Genomic DNA, 21,702 nt, shown 5'->3' with positions numbered 1-21,702 from the left:
ATTGGATACTGAATCCCTATCGGGATAGTAAATGTCGATGTTGTTCGGGATAGCAATATTTTTAACATAATATCCTACTAAATCAATAGACTAATGAAATTATTATTTATATTTATTTCTTTCTTCACTTTCTCAATGACAGTCATGTCGCAGGATTTGTATACGTATTCAGGAATCTTGAAAGATGCCCAACAGGAAACAGCTTTGAGTGGTGCCGTTGTACGTATTAAACAAACCAACACGTTCACGGTAGCAAAAGATGATGGCAGCTTTCAGATTAAGACAACTTTGAAGCCGCCATTTACATTACAGATCAGTTCCATCGGTTATGAGTCGCAGGAATTTGTGATCAGTAATGCTGATAAGCCCATCACACTTTCTCTCAACGTTCAAAATGTATATGCCGGATTGGTGGTGGTTACTGCTTCCAGGGTTCCTGAAAATATTTTGAAATCACCAGTAAGTATTGAGAAGTTAAGTTTATCTGCTATCAAAGAAGCTGCTGCTCCAAGTTTTTATGATGCACTGGAAAACTTAAAAGGAGTTCAACTGACAACTTCCAGTATCACATTCAAAGTGCCGAATACCAGAGGCTTTAACGTACCTAATAATTTTCGTTTTGTTCAGTTGGTGGATGGCGTTGATGTGCAAGCAGCAACATTAGGTGTGTCGTTGGGCAACTCGGTAGGTCCCACTGAACTGGATGTAGAAAACGTTGAAGTAACACCGGGAGCAGCATCTGCTTTATATGGTATGAATGCAATCAATGGAATGGCAAATATTACCACTAAGGATCCTTTTCGATATCCCGGATTGAGCATCTATCAAAAAACAGGCGTGAATCATGTGGATGGAAAAGACAGAGTTCCCTCCGTTTTAACAGAAACAGCCATTCGTTTTGCGCAAACCTGGAAAAACAAATGGGGTTTTAAAGTGAACGCCGGTTACCTCAAAGCGACGGATTGGGATTCCAATACAAGAACAGATCAAAATCCCAATACTTTGAATACTGCCAATCCATTGTATCCAGAATTATCGGGGAACAGTAATGTGGCGTATGATGCTTGGAATAAATACGGCGATGAGAATAACAATGCTGTTACCATTTCCGGTATCAACTACAATGGTCCCAATAAATCTTTTTTGGTACGCCGAACGGGTTATTGGGAGAAAGATCTCACCAATCCAACCGTAGAGAATATCAAATTCGATCTCTCATTGTATCATAAATTTTCGAAAGGAGCTTTATTATCATATACCTATCGATTTGGTCAAATGGATGGCATCTTTCAACGTGGTAATAAAATACAACTGGACAATACTTCCATCCAAAATCATAAACTGGAGTTTAAATCCGGTTCTCTTTCAGCACGCGCGTATGTATCTCTTGAAAATACCGGCGATTCTTATAATGTAAAACCATTGGCCGACAATCTTGAGTTAACGCATCTTTCCAATAATGCCTGGAGAGATCGTTTCAGAAATGAATTACAACTGCAACTCAACAATGGTCTTTCACTTCCTGCCGCAATGTCTAGTGCCAGAACCGCTGCAGATGCCGGAAGAGTATTACCCGGAACAGCGGCATTTGATCAATTAAAAAAGGCGATCATTGGTATCAACAATTGGGATCATCTCAATTCAGGCATAACGGGAGCTCCGGTAACCGGTGGTGCATGGCTTTCACAGCATAGCAGAATGTATCATGGAGATGTGCAATGGGACTTGCGTTCTAAAATTAAATTCATACAGCTTTTAGTTGGTGCAGACTATCGTTTGTATGAAGTGATACCGGATGGTAATAATTTTGTAGATTTTTCAAGAGCGTTAGCAGATAGAAGTAAACCGTTGAGTGATGGATCTTTTGGAGACCCTGTTACGTATTCAAAGTATGGATTGTTTGTACAGGGAACTAAAACTTTTTTTGATCAAAACCTAAAGCTAACAACTTCATTAAGATGGGATAATAATCCCGAATTCTCTCCGAAGTTGAATCCCAGAATTGCGCTAGTGTATTCACATGCTCAACAACATCACTTCAGGGTTGCATTTCAAAATGGATACAGATTTCCCGCTTTATTTGAAGCTGTTTCTTTCGTGAATAATGGAAATGTAAGAAGAGTGGGCGGCTTACCTTATATCAATGAAGGATTGGGCTATCTTGATAATTCGTATACACTCAGTTCTGTCAATACATTTAATGCGGCAGTAAATAGAGATGTTGCTGCAGGACTAACCGCTAATAATGCAGCACTGAAAAATAGAGATTTACTACAGATAACAAGTTTGTCTGCAACAAGACCTGAAAGAATTAACTCATTTGAAGTAGGATATAAAAGTGTGTTATTCAAAAATCGTTTGGTCTTAGATATAGAAGCTTATGCGAATGAGTATGATGGTTTTTTAGGACAGGTTGAGGTTGCTGTACCGGAAAACAATACAGTGAAAGTTGGTTCAGATGCTGCTGTCATTGCTATGCTGGCATCTAACCGTTCCAGACAAACACGGTATCGTGTATACACCAATGCAAAGAACAGGTATTATAATTATGGAGCTGCAGCAGGTGTGATTTATACTGTATACAAGAAATTTATAGTATCGGGTAATGTGACTTTTAATAACCTGAATGAAAGTAAAGAACGTGATGTTTTTGTAACAGGATTCAATACGCCTCTCTGGAGTTCGAATCTGTCATTCAGAAACAGGGCTTTGTTCAAGCATACCGGATTTAATCTTGTTTGGAAATGGCAAGACCAATTCAATTGGGAAAGCCCGCTGGCCAATGGAGCCATTCCTGCTTTTAGTACAATCGATTTACAAATCACCCAAGCGTTACCGGTGTTGAAAACCACTATAAAGATTGGAGGCAGTAATATTCTTAATCATCGATACATACAATATGCAGCCGGACCAACCATTGGTGCATTATATTATGTAGCACTCAGTTTTGATACTCATTTTAAACAAAAAACACAATAGCATGGAAGTGATAGCATCTGTAGATACAAGCAATGCTGCATCCTTTGTTCGTAAAAAGAATAATCGACTTTTCCCTGTTTTTCTTCAATTGGAAAGACTTAGGGTATTGATTGTTGGCGGAGGTCCGGTAGCAGTTGAAAAACTACAGGCGCTATTAACTCATGCACCTTGTACGAGAATACGAATCGTGGCAAAACAATTTTCTGAAGAACTGTTACATATCGCTGCAGATAAAGACCGTGTAGAGCTTGTTTCTAAAAGTTATTCTTCAGGCGATTTATATGATGCAGATATTGTGATTGTTGCGGTCAATGATATAGTTACAGCAGAAGAAATCAGGAATGATGCAAAAGCGAGAAAAATTCTGGTGAACGTAGCTGATACGCCGGTACTCTGTGACTTTTATTTAGGCTCTATTGTACAGAAAGGGAATCTGAAGATTGCCATTTCTACCAATGGAAAATCTCCAACGATCGCTAAAAGGGTAAAAGAAACATTACAGGAAGTGATCCCGGATGAAATGGATGTATTACTGGATAATATGCAACACATCAGAAATCAACTCAAAGGTGATTTTTCTGAGAAAGTTAAAAAGTTGAACGAGATCACATCAGTGATGTCTCCTCATCCGCAAAAAACATTTTCGGTTGCAGAAAAAAGATGGAAGAAAATTGCTTCCGGATTTCTGTTTGCTTTCTTCTTCATGTTTGTGGGTCACCTTGTACTATCCTATATTCCGTTTACCACATTGTTCAATGAATCTAAAAACCTGCTGCAGTCGCTTGACAGTACTTTTTATTGGATGATATTGGCAGGCTTTCTTGCACAATTAGTAGATGGCGTATTGGGGATGGGTTATGGTGTAGTGTCTGCTACTGTATTATTGTCGCTGGGTATCAAACTTCCTGCCATCAGTGGTAGTATTCATACTGCAGAAATGTTCTCCAGTGCAGCATCGGGGTATAGTCATTATCGCTTTGGGAATGTCAACAAAAAGTTATTCAAAACCTTATTGATACCGGGTGTGATTGGAGCGATATTGGGTGCGGTTTTATTATCAACTTTGGCCGATCAATACACGAATTATATAAAACCGGTATTGGCTGGCTATACATTATTTCTGGGGGGGCGCATTTTAAGAACCGGTTTTAAAAAAGAAAGAAAGCAAAAAAAATTTCGTCGTGTAGGATGGTTGGGAGCGATTGGAGGTTTTTTAGATTCTTTTGGTGGAGGTGGTTGGGGGCCATTGGTAACCAGTACCTTGATTCTGAAAGGAAGAACACCACGATATGTAATAGGCTCTGTGAGTATTACGGAGTTTTTTGTAACGCTGGCAAGTGCAGCAACTTTCTTTTCCTTGTTGGGGATCTCTCATTGGCCAGTGATTGCAGGATTAATTATTGGTGGATTAATAGCAGCACCATTAGCCGCAAGGCTAACGGGGAAGCTTCCTTTGAAAACCATGTTCATTGCCGTAGGGATCATGGTGGTTATTTGGAGCTTGCGCATTTTATGGGACTCAATTTTTTAAAATAAAAAACCTTTGCTGGAAAGTATCCTGCAAAGGTTGGTAGCGTTTGGTTTTTCTTTTCGGATATTGCCCGTTTAACTTACACTACAAGAGTTAACAGGCTGTTTGGATTTTCTTAAGATGGTTGGATTCTAAAATAGTCCTTTTAGGGGTATTTTATAACATAAAGAAACAACGAAGCGGACAACAGAACAATAGCAATGCCTGTTAAATACATGTAGCAACATCACTACATCTGAGTCGTCTTTTCAACTGTTTTTAATTCATTCAGACGTGAGATTCCCGTATCTGATATTACGGTATAAATCTTCATGTATTTTTCGGACACTATTTGTTACCTGAGGAATAATGTACTGCTGAACATGATCTAATCGATTCAATTGAACACTATTATAGGCTTCCAAATCAAATTGTGGTGGACGCATTCTATTTCTAGAAGTGTTAGTGGTAAAGCATTTCAGGTCTGATACCTTACTTTCGAAAGCGCTGTCTTTAAAGTTTACCGTCAATGTGTACATGACAAATGTTTGTTTCATGTTTAATCCGGATAAATCTTTGATCGGATACATGATATAGAAACCATATTTCCCGGATATGCTTCGCATCCTTGAGTCTTCTGCTAAATAAACGGGTTTTCCTTTTTTACTGATATTAAAGTAGTCTTCAAATTTTGAGGTGGCGTATTGATACAATAACCAGTTTCTGGCTCGCCTATACATTTCGGATCTTGGTAAGATGACGGCAGATGTTTTTTTGAATACTACTTTACCTGATGGGTCATCTGTCGGAAGTTTTAATTGTGCAGGTAGTTCTTGTAAAGAAACAATAAATAGGAAAGAAAATAAGAGTTTCTTCATGATTCAGTGACAATAGGGTGTACTCAAAATAGATAAATATTTTAATACACAGCTGCTTCTGAACATAAATTTGATTTCCAGAACTGACGAAGGGTGCAACACATTCTAATTTCAGCCAATACTCCTCCAAGAACTGTTATACCGGCAACAATCATCAATGTAATGCTGAGTCCGAATATATCTGCTAATATGCCTGCCAACAAAGCGCCAAATACATAACCACTGTCTCTCCAGAAACGAAAAATACTCAACCCCTTAGCCCTTTGTGTTGGATGTAGGTTTTCTGCGATCACCGTTAAAAAATTCGGATATACCAATGCTGTTCCAATACCCAATACTGCAGAAGCTGCAACGGTTAAACTAAATGAACTGAAAAATACGAACATGAGTATGGCCGCCCCTTGTAGGAACATACCGGCACTAATGATCTGTTTTTTACAAAAGCGATCTCCCATTGTTCCGGTGAATAACTGTGAAAGTCCCCAAACAGCCGGATAGATACCGGCTACCCATGCAATTTGTACAGTGGTGAAATCTCGCTGTATCAGTAACAATGGAAGAAGTCCCCATACCATTGCATCATTCATGTTATTGATTAAACCATTGATACTAACAGATCCCATGTTGTGGTGTCTCCAGCTTATTTGTTGCCAAAGTTTGGGATATATCTCTATATTACTTTGAGCGGTTTCGTGTGCTACAAAATGAGTGGTGTCTTTTACCAAAAAGACGGAAATAAGCAAGCCTGCAATTACAAAGAGTACACCGGGTAAAAAGGGATAATATTGATAACCCCATGTAGCAGCAATATTACCGGCTAATAAAGCGGCAAGTCCAACAGATAAGTAACCTGCGAATTCATTGATACCCATGGCCAGTCCTCTGTTCTTAGACCCAACCAAATCAATTTTCATGATTACAGTTGAAGACCATGTCAGTCCTTGATTGATACCCAATAAAATATTCGCTAGAATGATCCATTCCCAGGATCTTGCATACATGAGTAAGAATGGAACAGGCAAAGCTGCCATCCAGCCCAGTATCAGTATTTTTTTACGATTGAATTTGCTTGATAAAAAAGCCACTCCCAGATTCGCCAATGCTTTTGTACACCCAAATGCAAGTATGAAAGAAAGAATTACAGCGTATGCGCTGAGATGGAATATTTGTTCACCTAATCCAGATAATACTGAACGCTCTAGTCCAATCATCGCTCCTACAAATGCATTCACCAAGACCAATAGGTAAAATTGATAAGCATTTTTTTGAAGCCCTTGCATGTTCATGATGTATTAGTGGGGTAATCGGTCCCTGAAATAACCATATACCCAAGTACCGGCAATAGCACTTAATAAAACAACGATCATCACAGTGATTCCCATACCTATCTGAGCAAAAATAGGTCCCGGACAAGCGCCTGTCAATGCCCAACCCAAACCAAAAATAAGTCCGCCAATGATTTGTCCTTTATTGAATTTTTTTGGTGTAAAGTTTATCTCTTCTCCATGAATGGTTTTCACTTTGAATTTTTTGATGAGTGCAATGGAAATAGCGCCTACCACTACTGCAGTACCTATTACACCATACATATGAAAGCTTTGAAAGCGAAACATTTCTTGCATTCTGAACCATGATATGATTTCAGCTTTTACAAATACAATTCCAAATAATATACCCACTGCGAGGTATTTAAAATTGTACCACCAGGGATGTTGTTGAGTAGATTCATTGATACAAACCGTATCCAATGAGCGAACTTCAAAGTCGGTTAGTATTTCTTGTATATTTTTTTCTGCAGACATGTCTTTTCAATTTATAATTTCATAATGAAAGGAAGAATCAAATTGGCCATGAGAAATCCACCGGCCATAAAACAACAAGTAGCTACCAATGATGGCCATTGAAGATTGCTTAATCCCATAATAGCATGACCACTGGTACATCCACCCGCATAACGTGAACCAAAACCTACCAGAAAACCACCACCTACCATCATGATCAATCCCCTGGCAGTGAATAAACTATCCCAGGATACCAGTTGTTGGGGCACCATACTGCTATAATCATTGATGCCATACGTATTCAATTCATTGACAAGATCAGGATTTACTACAATTGGGTTCGGATCAGGTAAACCCAATGCTGCAATGAGTGCCCCAATCAATATGCCTCCTACAAAAAATAAATTCCAGCTTTCTTTTTTCCAATCATACTTGAAGAAGTTGATATTGGAAGGAAAACAAGCTGCACAAGCATGTCGCAAATTGGCTGAAATACCAAAATGTTTATTGCCTAAAATCAATAATGCAGGTACAATCAATCCGATTAAAACACCGGCAACGTACCAAGGCCAAGGTTGTTGTAAAAATTCTTTCATTGGTTTACTTGATTGAGTTGCAAAAATGAATGGTTTCTGTTTTTTGAAACGTGATGCATGTCACGCTTACTTAGTTTTTCTCTCTGGCTAAAACAATCGGCAAAAACGGACCATATTTATGCTGTTGTTCACTAAAACCATCAACATAAGGACCAAAAGGATGATCAACAGGTTTTTTACTGATATCGGGCCAATCGTGCGATTCTTTCATGATAGGTCTGGGTTGACTGTTTACATACGCTGCAATATCCCATGCTTCTTCGTCCGTCAATTTATTATGAGCTGATACTTCATTAAAAGGCATGTTAGATTGAATGAAACCTGCAAAGTTGCTAAGTCTGTATAAACCTGCTCCGGTATTATAACTGTTCTTTCCCCACAACGGAGGGTAACTGTATCCTGTATTTCCCAGGTTTACTTGTCCTTCACCATTGACTCCATGACAACGTTCACAATAAATAGTATATACTTTCTTTCCTTTTTCAGGATCAGCCGCACGTTGGAGAAAATCCGGTTTTTTGATACCACTTCCTTTTGGGTGAGAGCCTTTTGCGACATCTTTTCCTAACCATTGAATATATGCATGGATGGCTTGATATTCTCTACTGGTACTATCAGGTGCAGTACCATTTAGACTCCTTTCAAAACAATCACTCACGCGCTTGTAAATGCTTTCTACTTCACCACTTCTGTCTCTAAATAAAGGATAGTTAGCAGATACAGCACTAAAATTATTTCCATCCGGTTTAGTACCCGCATCAATATGGCAATTCTGACAATTCATCCCATTACTGATCTGCATTACAGTTCCCTTGGGTCCGAGATAAGTTGAGGTATTCGCAATTAATTCTTTGCCATAGGTAATGAGTTCCCGTTCTTGATTATTTTTAATAGGATCAAGGTATAAACTTGGGGCATGCCAGGTACTATCTTCCAACGATGCCAACACTCTTTCATGATGGTTCATGGGTAGCTTTAATACGATTACCAATAATACAACTAGTGCAAGCAAATATGCAGGCCAGTCTGATTGAATCTTTCTCCACATAGCACTTGATTAAAATTGATAGTTTAAAATTAAGTTGAATAAAGATGTGTTTACTTTATGTATCACATATTTGTTGTTTCCATAACTATTCCCTTCTTGTCCCTTATATACATACAGGAATTGCGCATTCATCCCTTCCAAGACTCCCACGAAATGATATTGAATATCTACATTGAATTGTGTGTATGAAGGCATTCCATATTTATTCAATCGTGTATTGGTTACATCCGGTAAGTGGTAGTACCCAAATCCAATCCATGTTTGTAGATGTTGTTTAGGAAATGATTGCTTGAATTTGACCAATCCGGCATGTACATCTCCGAAACCTTCATTTCTCTCTCTGGGTAGAAATGTATAAAACGGATCTCTTCCCCATTCTCTTGGCATCATATAACGACCGCTTGATGTAATACGGTTATAATTGAATGAAATATCCGTGTTTTTATTTTTCCAACCGGTAGTGGCACCGAAACTAAATGCTTTACTGCCTTTTTGTATGTAGGTTTTACTTGGATCAACATTTCCCCCATCATTCAATGCATGTTGTATAATGCCTTGCACACCCGAATAAAAGGAGCTGCTTCCCCAATTTTTATCTACTTGTAATAAAACCGTATTGAACACGTTTTCTGTCCATTGTTCCCATAGTTGCCATCTCAACCCCTCTTCAAATGTATGTGTGAGACCCAGCACTCCAATGATTTTACTATGTACATGTTCTCTATAATTAGCAGCTTGTCCATTTTCCTGGATTCCTTGAGGATATACACCGATTGAAGTACCAATATTGAACCACCGAACAGTACTTCTCGGACTCATACCCCATAAGACACCCCCTTCCCATTTTGTTTTTTTTGATGTAGCATTCAGCCAAAGACCTTCTACTCCTGTAGGTCTCATTCTACCATCTTGTAAGTTGATAAATGGAGTATGGATGAGTTGTTTGCCTAAGCTGATACTAGCTTTTTTAAAGTTGTATTTCAAATAGAGCTCTTCCAATCTGTCAATATCATTTTTATTGGATGCGTTTTCGATATCAAATAATCCGATCTCGTATCTGTTCACCTGTTTTGTGAGTGCATCAGGTTGATGTAGATCAGAAGACCCAATATTAAAAATGAAAAACCCACCCACGCCTGCCTGAAAGCCATGAAATTTTCCGGTTTGATATTTTAATCCACCACCCACGGCGTTGGCATAATAATCTGTAAGTCCTTTTTGATTATCAGTAGCCATAAAAAAGTATCGGAAATGCGCTTCTGTTTTTCCATTTACAAAAGCAGCTCTTAAGCTGTTGCTATCAATAGGACTGCTTTCAGTCTCCTGCATTGCGGAAGCAGAGAAGTTTTGAAAAAATAGTATAAGCATGATAGCAGCAATACGTACTGTCATATATAAAGGTTTTTATAATAGAAAGTGATTATCGACCGCTGGAACAAGCAATAAAAGAAACAGCTTTTCTGAAGAAGGAATTTTTGCCAGATAAAGGGTATCCTATTTTTTCTAAGGTTTTAATGATGAGATCTCTATCTATACCAATACCCATTACACAAACCTTTTTATCGGTCAATGAAATATCAACACCTTGAACGCCGGGTATTTTGATAAGTGTTGATTCTATCGTATTGGCACAACCTCTACATCGCATATTCTCCACAAAAATTATTTCTGTACTGGTCATGATATATGCATTTGTAAGATCTGTTGTAATTGTGAAACATTCTTCACGCCCGGCTCTCGCCATAGAAGATCACCCTTTTTGAATACCATCAATGTAGGAATACTACTCACTTGAAAATGAGAAGCAACATCACTGTGTTCATCCACATTTACTTTAAAAATTTTTATCCGGTCTCCCAGCCGGTCTTTTAACTCCTTTAAAACAGGCGGCATCATTCTACAGGGTCCACACCAGTCTGCATAAAAGTCAACCAGAACAGGCGTTTCGCTACCTATGATTTTTTGGAATGAATTATTCAACATAGCTCTTTTCTTTCGAATTCTTTTTGAATAAACTGAATACCAATGCACCTATGATGGCAAAATAAATGGTGCTATTGAATGGTTTTGAAGTGATGGCACAAGTACCACTCACACATCCAATGTACTTCCAATACAAATAACCCCCTATGGCTCCTGTAAAAGCGCCTAATATGATTAAACTGTTTTGTTTATACCACTTCTTCATATCCTGTATTCTTCTCCTGAGGTTTTTTTGATGAACTAAATGAAGTAGAGCAACCGGCAGGCCCACAACAACCCATATTAAAAATAGCGCTGGCCAGTAATAGTATACCGAGTACAGCAGTGGTGGTATCTTTCATATACCAAGACTGTACTATAATAGCAAGTGCTAAGATTAAACGTATGATGCGCATGATATGCCAGTTGCTTATTAATACTTTCATCTTTATTTTATTTTCTGTTCTAGACTTTTCCATGCACCTGCATTATAAGCCTCTATACCAGCGCTTTTCAATATACTTTTAGCGACGCTACTTCTATTTCCACTTTTGCAAACGGTAATGACCGGTTTTTTTATCTTTTGCAACTTAGAGATCTTTTCGGGGAGTATATCTAAAGGAATATTGATAGACTCTTTAATGTGTCCTTTCGCAAACTCACTTTTTGTTCTCACATCAATTAGCAAACCTCCGTTAACCAATATTTGCTTGAAATCTATGGGTGTGGGAAGTAACTTTTTAAATATTGTTAGCATATTTATTTATTTTGATAGAATAACATGTCATTCAATCCGCCCCCATTGTACACTTCTTGGAACCCCTGTTGGAGTAAGAAATTCATACCAATGCCACTTCTGTTACCACTTCTGCAGTATAAAAGAATAGGCTTATTCTCTGCTTTCAATTGATTGAGATGTTTGGGTAATTCATCCAAAGGAATATTGATCGCTCCCGGATAATGTGAAACCCCATATTCACCTGCCGTTCTTACATCAATGATAACCGTATTTTTATCGTTGATTAGTTCTTGTATTGTTTTCATCATTATAATAAGGTTGTTGGACATACATAATCGCTCACATGAAACTTTCCTGTTTCCTTAATGGCTTTGAAACCACCTTTTACATCAATCAGATTGTCAAATCCTCTGGCACGTAAAATGGAATTGAAGATCATGGAACGATAGCCGCCTGCACAGTGTATATAATAGGTTTTATTCTTGTCGATCAAACTCATGCTGTCATTGATAAAATCAAGCGGAGCGTTTTCGGCATTGAGTACATGTTCACTGAGGTATTCACTTTTTTTACGAACGTCAAGTATAGTTACTTGTTCATTCGATACGATCGTTGCAAGTTCATCAGCTGAGATCGAACGAATTTGATCTATTTCCTTGCCGGATGCTCTCCATGCTTCAAAACCGCCTTTCAGGTATCCGATGGTAAAATCATAACCTACTCTTGCTAATCGTGTAACGACTTCCTGCTCTCTTCCTTCATCAGTGATCAATAAGATCTCTTGCTTGATATCAGGCACCATAGCACCTACCCAAGGAGCAAAATTTCCATCAATACCAATGTTGATCGCATTGGGTACAAAACCTGCTGCAAATGTTTGTGGATCACGGGTATCAAGTATCAATGCACCTGTTTCATTGGCAGCTGCTTCAAAAGCTTCGGGACTCAATGCATGCTGACCTCTTTCCAATACCGTATCAATGCTGTCATATCCATGGATATTCATCATTACATTCAAAGGGAAATAGGCAGGCGGTGCTACCAATCCGGTAATGACTTCTTTGATGAACTCTTCTTTGGTCATATCAGCGCGTAATGCATAGTTGCTTTGTTTTTGATGGCCTAAAGTATCTGTGGTTTCTTTACTCATATTCTTACCACAAGCACTACCGGCACCATGAGCCGGATATACGATGATATCATCAGACAAAGGCATGATCTTATTGCGCAATGAATCAAACAGATAACCCGCTAACATTTCCTGTGTGAGGTCAGCTTTTACTTTTTGAGCCAGATCAGGACGACCAACATCTCCGATGAATAAAGTATCACCACTGAATAAGCCCACTTCTTTTCCTGTCTCGTCTTTTAATAAGTAGCAGGTACTTTCCATGGTATGACCGGGTGTATGCAATACTTTGATGGTAGCATTACCTACTTTTAATTCTTCACCATCTTCGGCGGAGTAAAAATCAAAATCAGGTTGTGCATTTGGTCCGTAAACAATCTTGGCACCTGTTTTCTTTGCGAGGTCAATATGACCTGAAACAAAATCGGCATGGAAATGCGTTTCTAAAACATATTTGATCTTCGCACCATTGCGCTCTGCTTTTTGAATATAAGGAGCTACTTCCCTTAATGGATCAATCACAACTGCCTCGCCATTACTTTCAATATAATAAGCGCCTTGTGCTAAACAGCCGGTATAAATTTGTTCTACTATCATGGTATTCTTTTTTTGATTTGATATGGCAAATGTCAAAACTGCCGTGCTCTTTTATCGTGACCGTTATCACGTTGCGTTGGCTTTAACATTTTTCTTGAAAGTCTTGCTATCATTATGTAAAACTGCAAATGAATACTGGAGAAAAACGTGACATTCGTCACATTTCAAGCTGTTCTTTGTCATAAAAGGCGAAAGGCCCGCATTGCTGCAGACCTTTCTTTATTGGGGGGTATAAGAGACTAGATTAATGACCACCACTACCGGGCAGTAAAAGTTCTTTGGCGATGATATAAATACCCATGATTAATACAAACCAACCAAAGCCTTTTTTGAGTTTATGACCGTCTATTTTTTTACTCAGCTGATTACCTATGAAAATACCTGCAATCGCTAAAGCTGAAACAATACCCAGCAAGCGCCAGTTCATTGTATAGTTACTAATATCTCCTGTAAATCCTATCAATGATTTAGCTGCAATAATTAAAAGTGAAGTACCTACCGCCTGTTTCATGGGTAATTTACTCAAAAGAACCAATGCGGGGATTATCAGAAATCCACCACCGGCCCCTACCAAACCGGTTAAAATACCTACAACAGCACCTTCTAAAAGAATAATAGGGTAATTGAATTTTTGTTCCTCCGGCTCCTTAGTACCGTTTTTGTTTTTTTCACGAATCATTGACACAGAAGCAAACACCATCAGCACTGCAAAGAGTAGCATCATCAAAATCGACTTTGTGATGACAAAGTCCCCGATTTGAAACACTTCAGCAGGAATTAAGGGTACAATGAACTTTCTGGTAGCAAAAACAGCGGCAATAGAGGGTACTCCAAAAATAATCGCTGTTTTGATGTTCACCAGTCCTTGTTTGTATTTAGGGATTGCTCCCACCAAACTGGAAGCCCCAACAATAAACAGTGAATAGGCTGTTGCTAAAACGGGCTCTACGCCAAAAAGATATACGAGTACCGGAACCGTGAGAATAGATCCACCACCACCAATCAATCCCAGTGAGATACCAATAACGAGTGATGCGATATAACCTGCCATTTCCATTTCAAATAATTTGACCGCAAAACTCAGACTTGATTTCTGAATCTTTCGTGATTTATATCACGATAATAATTTTTGCAGGTTAATGATTTCGATATGTGATTTGTGTTGTTTGATCATTCCTTTTTCAGCCAGCTTTTTCATCAATCTTGAAATGACTTCCCTTGAAGAATTCAACTCCTGCGCTATTTCTGTAAAGCTAATGGATACAATATTCGATTTAAGGGTATTCTGATGTTGTTGTAAATAAAAGACCAAACGTTCATCCATATTACGAAAAGCAATATGATCAATCGTTTGCAACATATCTTCAAAACGGTCTCTGTAACTGCTCACTACAAAGTGATACCAACTTTTATAACCCGCCATCCATTGATCCATATAATTGAGTGGAATAGTGATGACTTCTGTTTTGGCAGAAGTTTTTGCCATGATCTGACTGGTCTCTTGCTTAATAGCACAAACCATAGAAAGCGCACATGCTTGTCCGGGTTGCAGGTAATACATAAAGAATTCATTACCCTCTTCATCTTCCCTGAATATTTTGATCAATCCGGATATTACGAGCATGGTAGATCGGATGTTCTGTCCGGTTTTCATTAAAATCTCCCCTGGTTCAAATTCACGAACTTCACCGGCATCAGCGATCTGATCCTGTAATTCTTTTTCAAAAAAAGGGAAGTGCTTTCGTATGATTTCAATAGGGATCACTCACGCAATTTAGACAATCTGCAAATTTATAAGGATAAAATAATGGGAGCGTGATATTTGTCACGCTTCATTTTTTACCCTCAATCAATAGCCGATAAAATTTTTCCAGCTCTTGCTGTTCAACAGCTGAAAAAGGGTTTCGTTGTTGTAGTAAAGCATCAAAATACAACACTCTTTTGTGACCGGGATATTTTTCAAGGATGGCTTTACATTGATCGATCCATTTTTCATATGAATCGGTTGCTGTTGGCTTATTGCGGTCTATCGGTGTTTTATCACGTGTAGGCATTTTAAGAATAATAGCTTCAACTGCAGCCAACCAACCTACAGGCATATCCGGCACTTTGCGTGCTTTTGCTACCAAGCCCTCTAACTGTTTTTTGCTTAAGCTGCCTCTTTCTTCATACTGATGCATTAGGCTCATCACAAACAAGGCATCTTTATTATAATGGTAACAGGCTTCCAGTACCTTATCAATGACATCTACTTTCTTTTTGTTGCCGGGTAATGACATTTTTGAAAATATAAAAGCAGGAAGGTAGAAAAACTAAGCTATTCCAGTAGTTTTATCTTCCTTAAAACAGAAATACATGGCCAAGAAGATCATTTTGTATGGATTCCTCATCTTTAGCAGTATTGTATTTCAACACTGCAAAGTCTCACAAAAAAATCAATCAGTATCCCACCCCGTAAATGAATCCTTCAAAGCGGATAGAGAATTCAGAGCGGCATGGATTGCAACAGTAGCCAATATCAACTGGCCCTCTAAACCCGGATTAAGTGTTGCAGAACAACAACGTGAAGCCATTGAGCAGCTAGACTTTTTGAAGGCGCATCATTTCAATGCGGTAGTCTTTCAGGTAAGACCTCAAGCGGATGCATTGTATAGTAGTGAGTTGGAACCCTGGTCATATTATCTCACCGGACAACAAGGAAAAGCGCCGGATCCATTTTATGATCCGCTTACATTCTGGACAGAAGCTGCTCATGACAGAGGAATGGAATTGCATGTGTGGTTAAATCCTTATCGCGCACATCATAAAGATGGAAAAGAAATCAGTGAACAATCAATCGTAAAAAAGCGACCAGATCTGGTAATGAAACTAAAAGAAGGTTATTGGTGGATGGATCCAGCACGTAAAGCCACACAAGACCTCACTTCTGCAGTAGTCAAAGACCTGGTAAAGCGCTATGATATCGACGGCATTCATTTTGATGACTATTTCTATCCTTATCCTTCTTACAATGGAACAGATGATTTTCCGGATGATGAAAGCTGGTCAGCTTATAAAGCGGCAGGTGGACAATTATCGCGTGGCGACTGGCGCAGAGATGCGGTGAATACTTTGATTGAAAGACTGTACAAAGAAATCAAGGCAGAGAAAAAACATGTAAAGTTTGGGCTGAGTCCGTTTGGTATCTGGCGCCCGGGTTATCCGGCTTCTATTGAAGGCTTTGATCAATATGATCAGTTGTATGCAGATGCCAAACTTTGGCTGAATAAAGGATGGATCGATTATTTCGCTCCGCAATTGTACTGGCCCATTAACAGAATGCCACAAAGTTATCCGGTATTATTGGGATGGTGGCAGGGAGAGAATACCATGCAGCGTCACTTATGGCCGGGTATCAGTGTGGGCAGAGACACCAGTGCAAAAAATGTAAATGAGATCATGAGTCAGATCATGATCTCCAGAGGTATGCTTCCGAAAAGCAAGGGAGTGATTCACTGGAATATTTTTTCTGTATCTAAAAATCCACCCATGGCCAAAGCCTTGATAGAAGGTCCTTATAAAAAGCAAGCACTGGTACCTGAAAGTCCATGGTTGGGTAATCAAGCTCCTGCTGCACCAACTGTTTCTACAGCAACACAAGCAGATAAGGTTACTGTAAGCTGGACACATCCGGATGAAGCAACTGTTTTCAGGTGGGTGCTGTACTATCAATATGGCAATCAAAAAAGATATCAGATACTCAATAGAAAAGATCGGTCTGTTGTATTGGAGCGATTGGCTAACGGTTCTGGGAATGAAAAACTGATTGTTTCAAATATTATTGTCACTGCTGTAGACAGGTTAGGAAATGAAAGTATTCGTTAACTCTTTTTTTGCTGCTAAACATGTAAATTGATATACAATCGAAGATCATGAAACAATTATGGATGCTTATGGCATGGTTTGCTTTTTCATCAGCAGTGGATGCACAGTATAAGTTCGACGTATACCCTACTTATAAGGGGGATGATTTGGGACTAACCTATACGTCAACATCTTCTGTATTTCGTATTTGGAGTCCACCTGCATCCGCTATGGAATTGAAATTGTATACAACCGGGACCGGGGGTGTAGCAAAAGAAACCATCCAAATGCAGAAGCGTGAATCCGGTACTTGGGTAGCAGTAGTAAACCGTGATTTGAAAGGAATGTTTTATACGGTTCGTGCAAAGATCAATGATCAATGGAGTAATGAAGTGACAGATCCGTATGCGAAAGCAACAGGTATTAATGGACAAAGAGCACAAGTGATTGACTTGAAAGAAACGAATCCTGTAGGTTGGGAAAATGATCATAGCCCTAATTTCTCAGATCAAAATTTACCTACGGATGCCATCATTTATGAATTGCATATTCGTGATGCTACTATTGATGAAGAATCCGGTGCTCAACACAAAGGGAAATTTCTCGGATTAGCAGAAACCGGAACCAAGAATAAAGCAGGCTTGTCAACCGGACTGGATCATATCAAAGAATTGGGGGTAACACATGTGCATTTGTTACCCTTCTATGATTACAACTCTGTTGATGAAACCAAAACAGGACAGTACAACTGGGGTTATGATCCGGTGAATTATAATGTACCGGAAGGCTCTTACAGTACCGATGCATCGGATGGGGGAACACGTATCCGTGAGTTGAAACAAATGATACAGGCTTTTCATCAGAATGGATTGCGTGTGGTGATGGATGTGGTGTACAATCATACTGCATTAACGGAGACATCCAATTTCAATCAACTGGTACCTGGATATTATTACCGACAAAAACCCGATGGTAGTTTTTCAGATGCAACTGCTTGTGGTAATGAAACAGCCAGTGAAAGAGCCATGATGCGAAAATTTATGTTGGAGAGCGTACTGTATTGGGTAAAAGAATACCATATCGATGGTTTTCGTTTTGATTTGATGGGTGTACATGATATTCAAACCATGAACCTGATTTCAGATACACTGCATAAAATCAAGCCGGATATATTGTTGTATGGGGAAGGGTGGACTGCCGGGGCATCACCTTATCCGGAAGAAAAAAGAGCTGTTAAGAAAAATGCACATTTACTAAAGGGTATTGCGGTGTTCAGTGATGATATACGTGATGGTATCAAAGGAAGTGTATTTGATATAAAAGACAGAGGTTTTGCCACCGGTAAGACAGCCAATACAGAATCAGTGAAATTTGGAATCGTGGCTTCCTTACCGCATCTGCAAATTGATATGAGTAAGGTGAATTATTCTAAAGAGCCTTATGCAAGCAGTCCGGCAAATGTGATTACGTATGCAGAATGTCATGATAACAATATTCTGTGGGATAAAATTGCCTTATCTGTTCCAGATGCTTCTGAGGAAGAAAGAAAAAAGATGCATGAGCTCGCATTGACCATTGTACTAACCTCACAGGGTATACCTTTTTTGCATGCTGGTTCAGAATTTTTACGTTCTAAGTTTGGTGAAGAGAATTCTTATAATAAAGGCGATAGTGTGAATGCGATACGATGGGGATTGAAAACTAAAAATTTAGCGCTGTATCAAACAGTTGCCTCATTAATTAAAATGCGTAAGGAACATGGCGCATTTAGATTAACCAGCAGCCGTTCTGTTAATAATAATATTAGATTTTTAGATACACAAGTAGAAGGAGTGATCGCGTATAAATTAGATATGTCGTTTTTTAAAGAGACAAAAAAAGAAACTTGGTCAAACTGTTTAATAATTTTTAACGGTACAAGTCAATCACAAACAATTCAAATCCCGGGTGAATGGAAGCTGGTTAATAAGGGTAAAGCTTTGTCCGATAAAATGGTTGTTAAACAGATACTGGTAAACCCCAGAGAAGCTATCATACTTGCTGAAGTTCCCGAGCAAAGGCAATATTATTTAGGAGGTTCTAAAGAATAGATAACCCTATATTTGCACAAAATCAACAAGGTATGACCATTGAAAGTTTTAAAGAACTAGGCCACGAAAAAAAACTGTTAGAGCTGAAACATCATGGCGAATTATTGGGTGCTTATGAGCGCAGAAGTGAGAATGGCGACAGCAAAACTCCGGGTGATATTTTTGCCTTATATGAGTTCTGGGTATTCTTGAGTGAAGATGAAAAAATGATTATTCCCACACGCCGTAACCCGCTTCATAAAGAAGAAGAATAGTTCGGTTACCTACACATATACTAGCCACAGGTATAGGAGCAGAGATTTGATGTCTCATTCTTATATATCTGTGGCTATATTTATGTAATAAACGCAACCTATGCCATTCCGTTTATCCGCTACAACAGTCAAGGCGCAACTTAGATATGACCTGATTGGTAAAGACTCACAAAGAGGTATTACCCTGAGTTATGGCTGGCTGGCCAATCAATGCGGACATTGCATGTTAGGTTATATTCCTACGCATCTTATTTATCTGTTACTCTACTATTGTTTTAACCTGGATAATGCTACCTGGTTATCTGCACTCATCGTTTCATTGATCTGGACCATTTTTGAATACATCAATGTTAGAAAGCCATTAAAACAACAAAAAAAAGAAGCTGCATTATTTGAACCGGATTGGAAAAATATCATTCACGATACCGCTACGGATCTTGGATTTTTCATTTTTGGTGCATTGTTCGCCGCCATTGCTTTGGGCGGACCTTGGATATTGGCTATCATCTTATTGATGCTTTGTTTAATACTTTATCCCGCTTCAAAAAAATGGTACCATACCAAAATGTTTCAACAAGCAGCTGAATACCCTATCCAGTTCAGGTTAAGTCAGTGGAAATGGAAGATGGAAGAGGCGGACAAGGAAAAAGTCTTGACATTTCTCGCTCAGAAAAAATCAGGAAAACACTTGTTGATTTCTGGCGAGTATAAATCGGGAAAAACATCTTTGGCTGTAGCCATGGCCAATGAATTGTCTATACAGCAGGAGGCTTGTAAATACACAACTGCTATTAAACTATTCAGTGCCTTTGTAGAGTCTAACCCCACAGAGCCACAAGTGCCGGGAAATATATGGGGTTGGCGTAAAGCCCATTGCTTGGTGATTGATGATATCAATACAGGCTTATTCGGTGCTGCAGAATTGATATCACCTGTAATCTTTCTCCAGCATTTGCAATCAGGTAATTTTGCATCGGAGAATATTAATGCCCTGAAACAATCAAACGTGATCTGGGTATTGGGTGATGTTTCTTCTGTAGGTGTAATGAAATTAGAGTCAACCTGGAAAACAATGCTTCATCAGTTAGGAATACTTACTGAGAATATCACCCATATACATCTTAGTAGATCCTGATCTTTTAAGGAAGGATATGATTTTCGTAAGCAAAGCTGACCAAATGTGTTAAGCTTTTTACATCAAATCGCTTATACAATGGAATGATTCTTTTTTCAATAGCAGATTGAGAAACGTTGAAAAAATTTGCGATTTCTTTGAGTGAATATCCTTTAGCAACCATCGCTAATGCTTCTCTTTCTTTATTGGAAATAGCATATTTATAGAATAATGTTTTATTCAGTTCTTCTTCAAATTCAACCTTATCGGGACCGAATGCTGCATAGCGCATTACTCTTCCAAAAGTCAGGTTTCTATTGACTTGAAAACGCCCAATAATGGATTTTAATTTTCCATTTTCATGTTCGAATACACCGACTCTGGCAACAATCGGAACTTCAGAACCATTCTTGTGAAGTTTTTTTGATTCAATCAAGAAACTGTATTTATCCAGATCACTGGATGTTTTATGAATGAACATAAGCGCCTTATCATTCAATTCATCAACAAAAGGTGCGTAATCAGGCGCGGTCATGCTTACAATTTTTAGCATCGTAATTTCATCATCACGGTATCCCAGCACTTCTTCCCAGCCATGTGCATAGATCATTCTGCCTTTTACAAAGGAGTAGATATAAATACCTTCTTCAGGAAATTTTGGGATGGTTTCATTGAAATACCTGAATTCTTCTGAGTGAAGATCAGCCGGGGTATCAGTAACGAACGAGCGCGTATACTTACCTAGATCTATTGGTTCCATGTCTGCAAATACTTTACGTATCACTTCTTACCTGTACCTGCGAATTTTCGCAGTTGACTGGTATAGCAGACAACCATAATTTTGGTATCAAGTAAGAAAGGGGTTATTAAACTTTCGACAGTTAACAGTTTAAAATTAACACTCATCTGTTAATATACCAAAACTGAAATCTCTTCTAACTTATTGATAATCAGGTGAAAACCTTTATCGATATACCTGGTGGGACTGTTACTGATCATATCGGGGGGTGTGATTCGGTAACAGCCCCGGGTTAAGCAAGCCATCTGATTGGTCCTATGAAGCCAAGATCCTGCATTCCAATCAGAGGAATGTTCAATGATCCGGATAAATACTATCCGGATCTTCTTTTTTACCTTCTCCCTAGAACCGAATTCATCTTGAGACAAAGCATTCTTAGCATA

The 21,702-nt window shown here is 38.7% G+C and carries 23 protein-coding genes; 6 read left to right on the top strand and 17 right to left on the bottom strand.

The window, feature by feature from the left end:
• Positions 1-93 precede the first annotated feature (93 nt).
• Both ACTIEV_RS05510 and ACTIEV_RS05505 read left to right on the top strand, forming a co-directional pair.
• Complete coding sequence (locus ACTIEV_RS05510; RefSeq protein ID WP_439516228.1) at positions 94-2,979, top strand: TonB-dependent receptor plug domain-containing protein; 2,886 nt, start codon at positions 94-96, stop codon at positions 2,977-2,979.
• Position 2,980: 1 nt separating this feature from the next.
• Positions 2,981-4,510: a TSUP family transporter gene (locus tag ACTIEV_RS05505; protein WP_439516227.1), complete on the top strand. Its 1,530-nt coding sequence runs from the start codon at positions 2,981-2,983 to the stop codon at positions 4,508-4,510.
• A 263-nt stretch (positions 4,511-4,773) separates the two neighbouring features.
• Here the strand turns inward: ACTIEV_RS05505 and ACTIEV_RS05500 are convergent, their stop codons facing one another.
• The 16 genes from ACTIEV_RS05500 to ACTIEV_RS05425 all read right to left on the bottom strand — a co-directional run bounded on the left by ACTIEV_RS05500 (position 4,774) and on the right by ACTIEV_RS05425 (position 15,498).
• Positions 4,774-5,367: a hypothetical protein gene (locus tag ACTIEV_RS05500; protein ID WP_439516226.1), complete on the bottom strand. Its 594-nt coding sequence runs from the start codon at positions 5,365-5,367 to the stop codon at positions 4,774-4,776.
• A 41-nt stretch (positions 5,368-5,408) separates the two neighbouring features.
• The gene (locus tag ACTIEV_RS05495; RefSeq protein WP_439516225.1) at positions 5,409-6,653 is read right to left on the bottom strand and encodes an MFS transporter; all 1,245 of its coding nucleotides are present in this window, start codon (positions 6,651-6,653) and stop codon (positions 5,409-5,411) included.
• A gap of 6 nt (positions 6,654-6,659) precedes the next feature.
• Positions 6,660-7,169 (bottom strand): DUF6691 family protein, encoded by a 510-nt coding sequence (locus tag ACTIEV_RS05490; protein ID WP_439516224.1) that lies wholly within the window; start codon positions 7,167-7,169, stop codon positions 6,660-6,662.
• Positions 7,170-7,180: 11 nt separating this feature from the next.
• Positions 7,181-7,771, bottom strand: a complete 591-nt coding sequence (locus ACTIEV_RS05485; RefSeq protein WP_439516238.1) for a YeeE/YedE family protein — start codon at positions 7,769-7,771, stop codon at positions 7,181-7,183.
• Between the two features lie 43 nt (positions 7,772-7,814).
• Positions 7,815-8,792: a c-type cytochrome gene (locus ACTIEV_RS05480; protein WP_439516223.1), complete on the bottom strand. Its 978-nt coding sequence runs from the start codon at positions 8,790-8,792 to the stop codon at positions 7,815-7,817.
• 9 nt (positions 8,793-8,801) lie between these two features.
• A complete protein-coding gene (locus tag ACTIEV_RS05475) occupies positions 8,802-10,184 on the bottom strand; it encodes an OprD family outer membrane porin (RefSeq protein WP_322195198.1) in 1,383 nt (460 codons plus the stop codon).
• A gap of 28 nt (positions 10,185-10,212) precedes the next feature.
• Positions 10,213-10,473, bottom strand: coding sequence for a heavy-metal-associated domain-containing protein (locus ACTIEV_RS05470; protein ID WP_322195199.1), 261 nt, complete (start codon positions 10,471-10,473; stop codon positions 10,213-10,215).
• On the bottom strand, positions 10,470-10,775 hold the full coding sequence (gene trxA, locus ACTIEV_RS05465) for a thioredoxin (protein ID WP_322195201.1): 306 nt from the start codon (positions 10,773-10,775) through the stop codon (positions 10,470-10,472). Before trxA ends, ACTIEV_RS05470 begins: the two co-directional genes overlap by 4 nt.
• On the bottom strand, positions 10,765-10,980 hold the full coding sequence (locus tag ACTIEV_RS05460) for a DUF6132 family protein (protein ID WP_322195203.1): 216 nt from the start codon (positions 10,978-10,980) through the stop codon (positions 10,765-10,767). The genes trxA and ACTIEV_RS05460 overlap by 11 nt, the downstream gene beginning before the upstream one ends.
• Positions 10,964-11,200 (bottom strand): hypothetical protein, encoded by a 237-nt coding sequence (locus ACTIEV_RS05455; RefSeq protein WP_322195205.1) that lies wholly within the window; start codon positions 11,198-11,200, stop codon positions 10,964-10,966. The genes ACTIEV_RS05460 and ACTIEV_RS05455 overlap by 17 nt, the downstream gene beginning before the upstream one ends.
• A gap of 2 nt (positions 11,201-11,202) precedes the next feature.
• Positions 11,203-11,511: a rhodanese-like domain-containing protein gene (locus ACTIEV_RS05450; RefSeq protein ID WP_322195207.1), complete on the bottom strand. Its 309-nt coding sequence runs from the start codon at positions 11,509-11,511 to the stop codon at positions 11,203-11,205.
• 2 nt (positions 11,512-11,513) lie between these two features.
• Entirely contained in the window at positions 11,514-11,801 is a 288-nt protein-coding gene (locus ACTIEV_RS05445) for a rhodanese-like domain-containing protein (protein WP_439516222.1), read from the bottom strand.
• Positions 11,801-13,219, bottom strand: coding sequence for an MBL fold metallo-hydrolase (locus ACTIEV_RS05440; protein ID WP_322195211.1), 1,419 nt, complete (start codon positions 13,217-13,219; stop codon positions 11,801-11,803). The genes ACTIEV_RS05445 and ACTIEV_RS05440 overlap by 1 nt, the downstream gene beginning before the upstream one ends.
• A gap of 244 nt (positions 13,220-13,463) precedes the next feature.
• Complete coding sequence (locus ACTIEV_RS05435; protein ID WP_322195213.1) at positions 13,464-14,276, bottom strand: sulfite exporter TauE/SafE family protein; 813 nt, start codon at positions 14,274-14,276, stop codon at positions 13,464-13,466.
• A gap of 57 nt (positions 14,277-14,333) precedes the next feature.
• Entirely contained in the window at positions 14,334-14,984 is a 651-nt protein-coding gene (locus ACTIEV_RS05430; RefSeq protein WP_322195215.1) for a Crp/Fnr family transcriptional regulator, read from the bottom strand.
• Between the two features lie 67 nt (positions 14,985-15,051).
• The gene (locus tag ACTIEV_RS05425) at positions 15,052-15,498 is read right to left on the bottom strand and encodes a hypothetical protein (protein ID WP_322195217.1); all 447 of its coding nucleotides are present in this window, start codon (positions 15,496-15,498) and stop codon (positions 15,052-15,054) included.
• Between the two features lie 76 nt (positions 15,499-15,574).
• Between ACTIEV_RS05425 and ACTIEV_RS05420 the strand changes: the two genes are divergently transcribed.
• The 4 genes from ACTIEV_RS05420 (at position 15,575) to ACTIEV_RS05405 (ending at position 20,541) form a co-directional block, all read left to right on the top strand.
• On the top strand, positions 15,575-17,083 hold the full coding sequence (locus tag ACTIEV_RS05420) for a glycoside hydrolase family 10 protein (protein ID WP_322195219.1): 1,509 nt from the start codon (positions 15,575-15,577) through the stop codon (positions 17,081-17,083).
• A gap of 47 nt (positions 17,084-17,130) precedes the next feature.
• Positions 17,131-19,152 (top strand): type I pullulanase, encoded by a 2,022-nt coding sequence (gene pulA / locus ACTIEV_RS05415; protein ID WP_322195221.1) that lies wholly within the window; start codon positions 17,131-17,133, stop codon positions 19,150-19,152.
• Between the two features lie 32 nt (positions 19,153-19,184).
• Positions 19,185-19,406 (top strand): hypothetical protein, encoded by a 222-nt coding sequence (locus ACTIEV_RS05410; RefSeq protein ID WP_322195223.1) that lies wholly within the window; start codon positions 19,185-19,187, stop codon positions 19,404-19,406.
• A 100-nt stretch (positions 19,407-19,506) separates the two neighbouring features.
• On the top strand, positions 19,507-20,541 hold the full coding sequence (locus tag ACTIEV_RS05405; RefSeq protein WP_322195225.1) for a hypothetical protein: 1,035 nt from the start codon (positions 19,507-19,509) through the stop codon (positions 20,539-20,541).
• A 4-nt stretch (positions 20,542-20,545) separates the two neighbouring features.
• Here the strand turns inward: ACTIEV_RS05405 and ACTIEV_RS05400 are convergent, their stop codons facing one another.
• Positions 20,546-21,280 carry a LuxR C-terminal-related transcriptional regulator gene (locus tag ACTIEV_RS05400; protein WP_322195227.1) on the bottom strand — a complete coding sequence of 245 codons (735 nt, stop codon included), beginning with the start codon at positions 21,278-21,280 and terminating at the stop codon, positions 20,546-20,548.
• Positions 21,281-21,702 lie beyond the last annotated feature (422 nt).

This window comes from Sediminibacterium sp., assembly GCF_051861365.1.
GTDB lineage: Bacteria > Bacteroidota > Bacteroidia > Chitinophagales > Chitinophagaceae > Sediminibacterium.
Note: the sequence above shows the minus strand (reverse complement) of the source record. Positions and strands in the feature narration are given on the sequence as shown.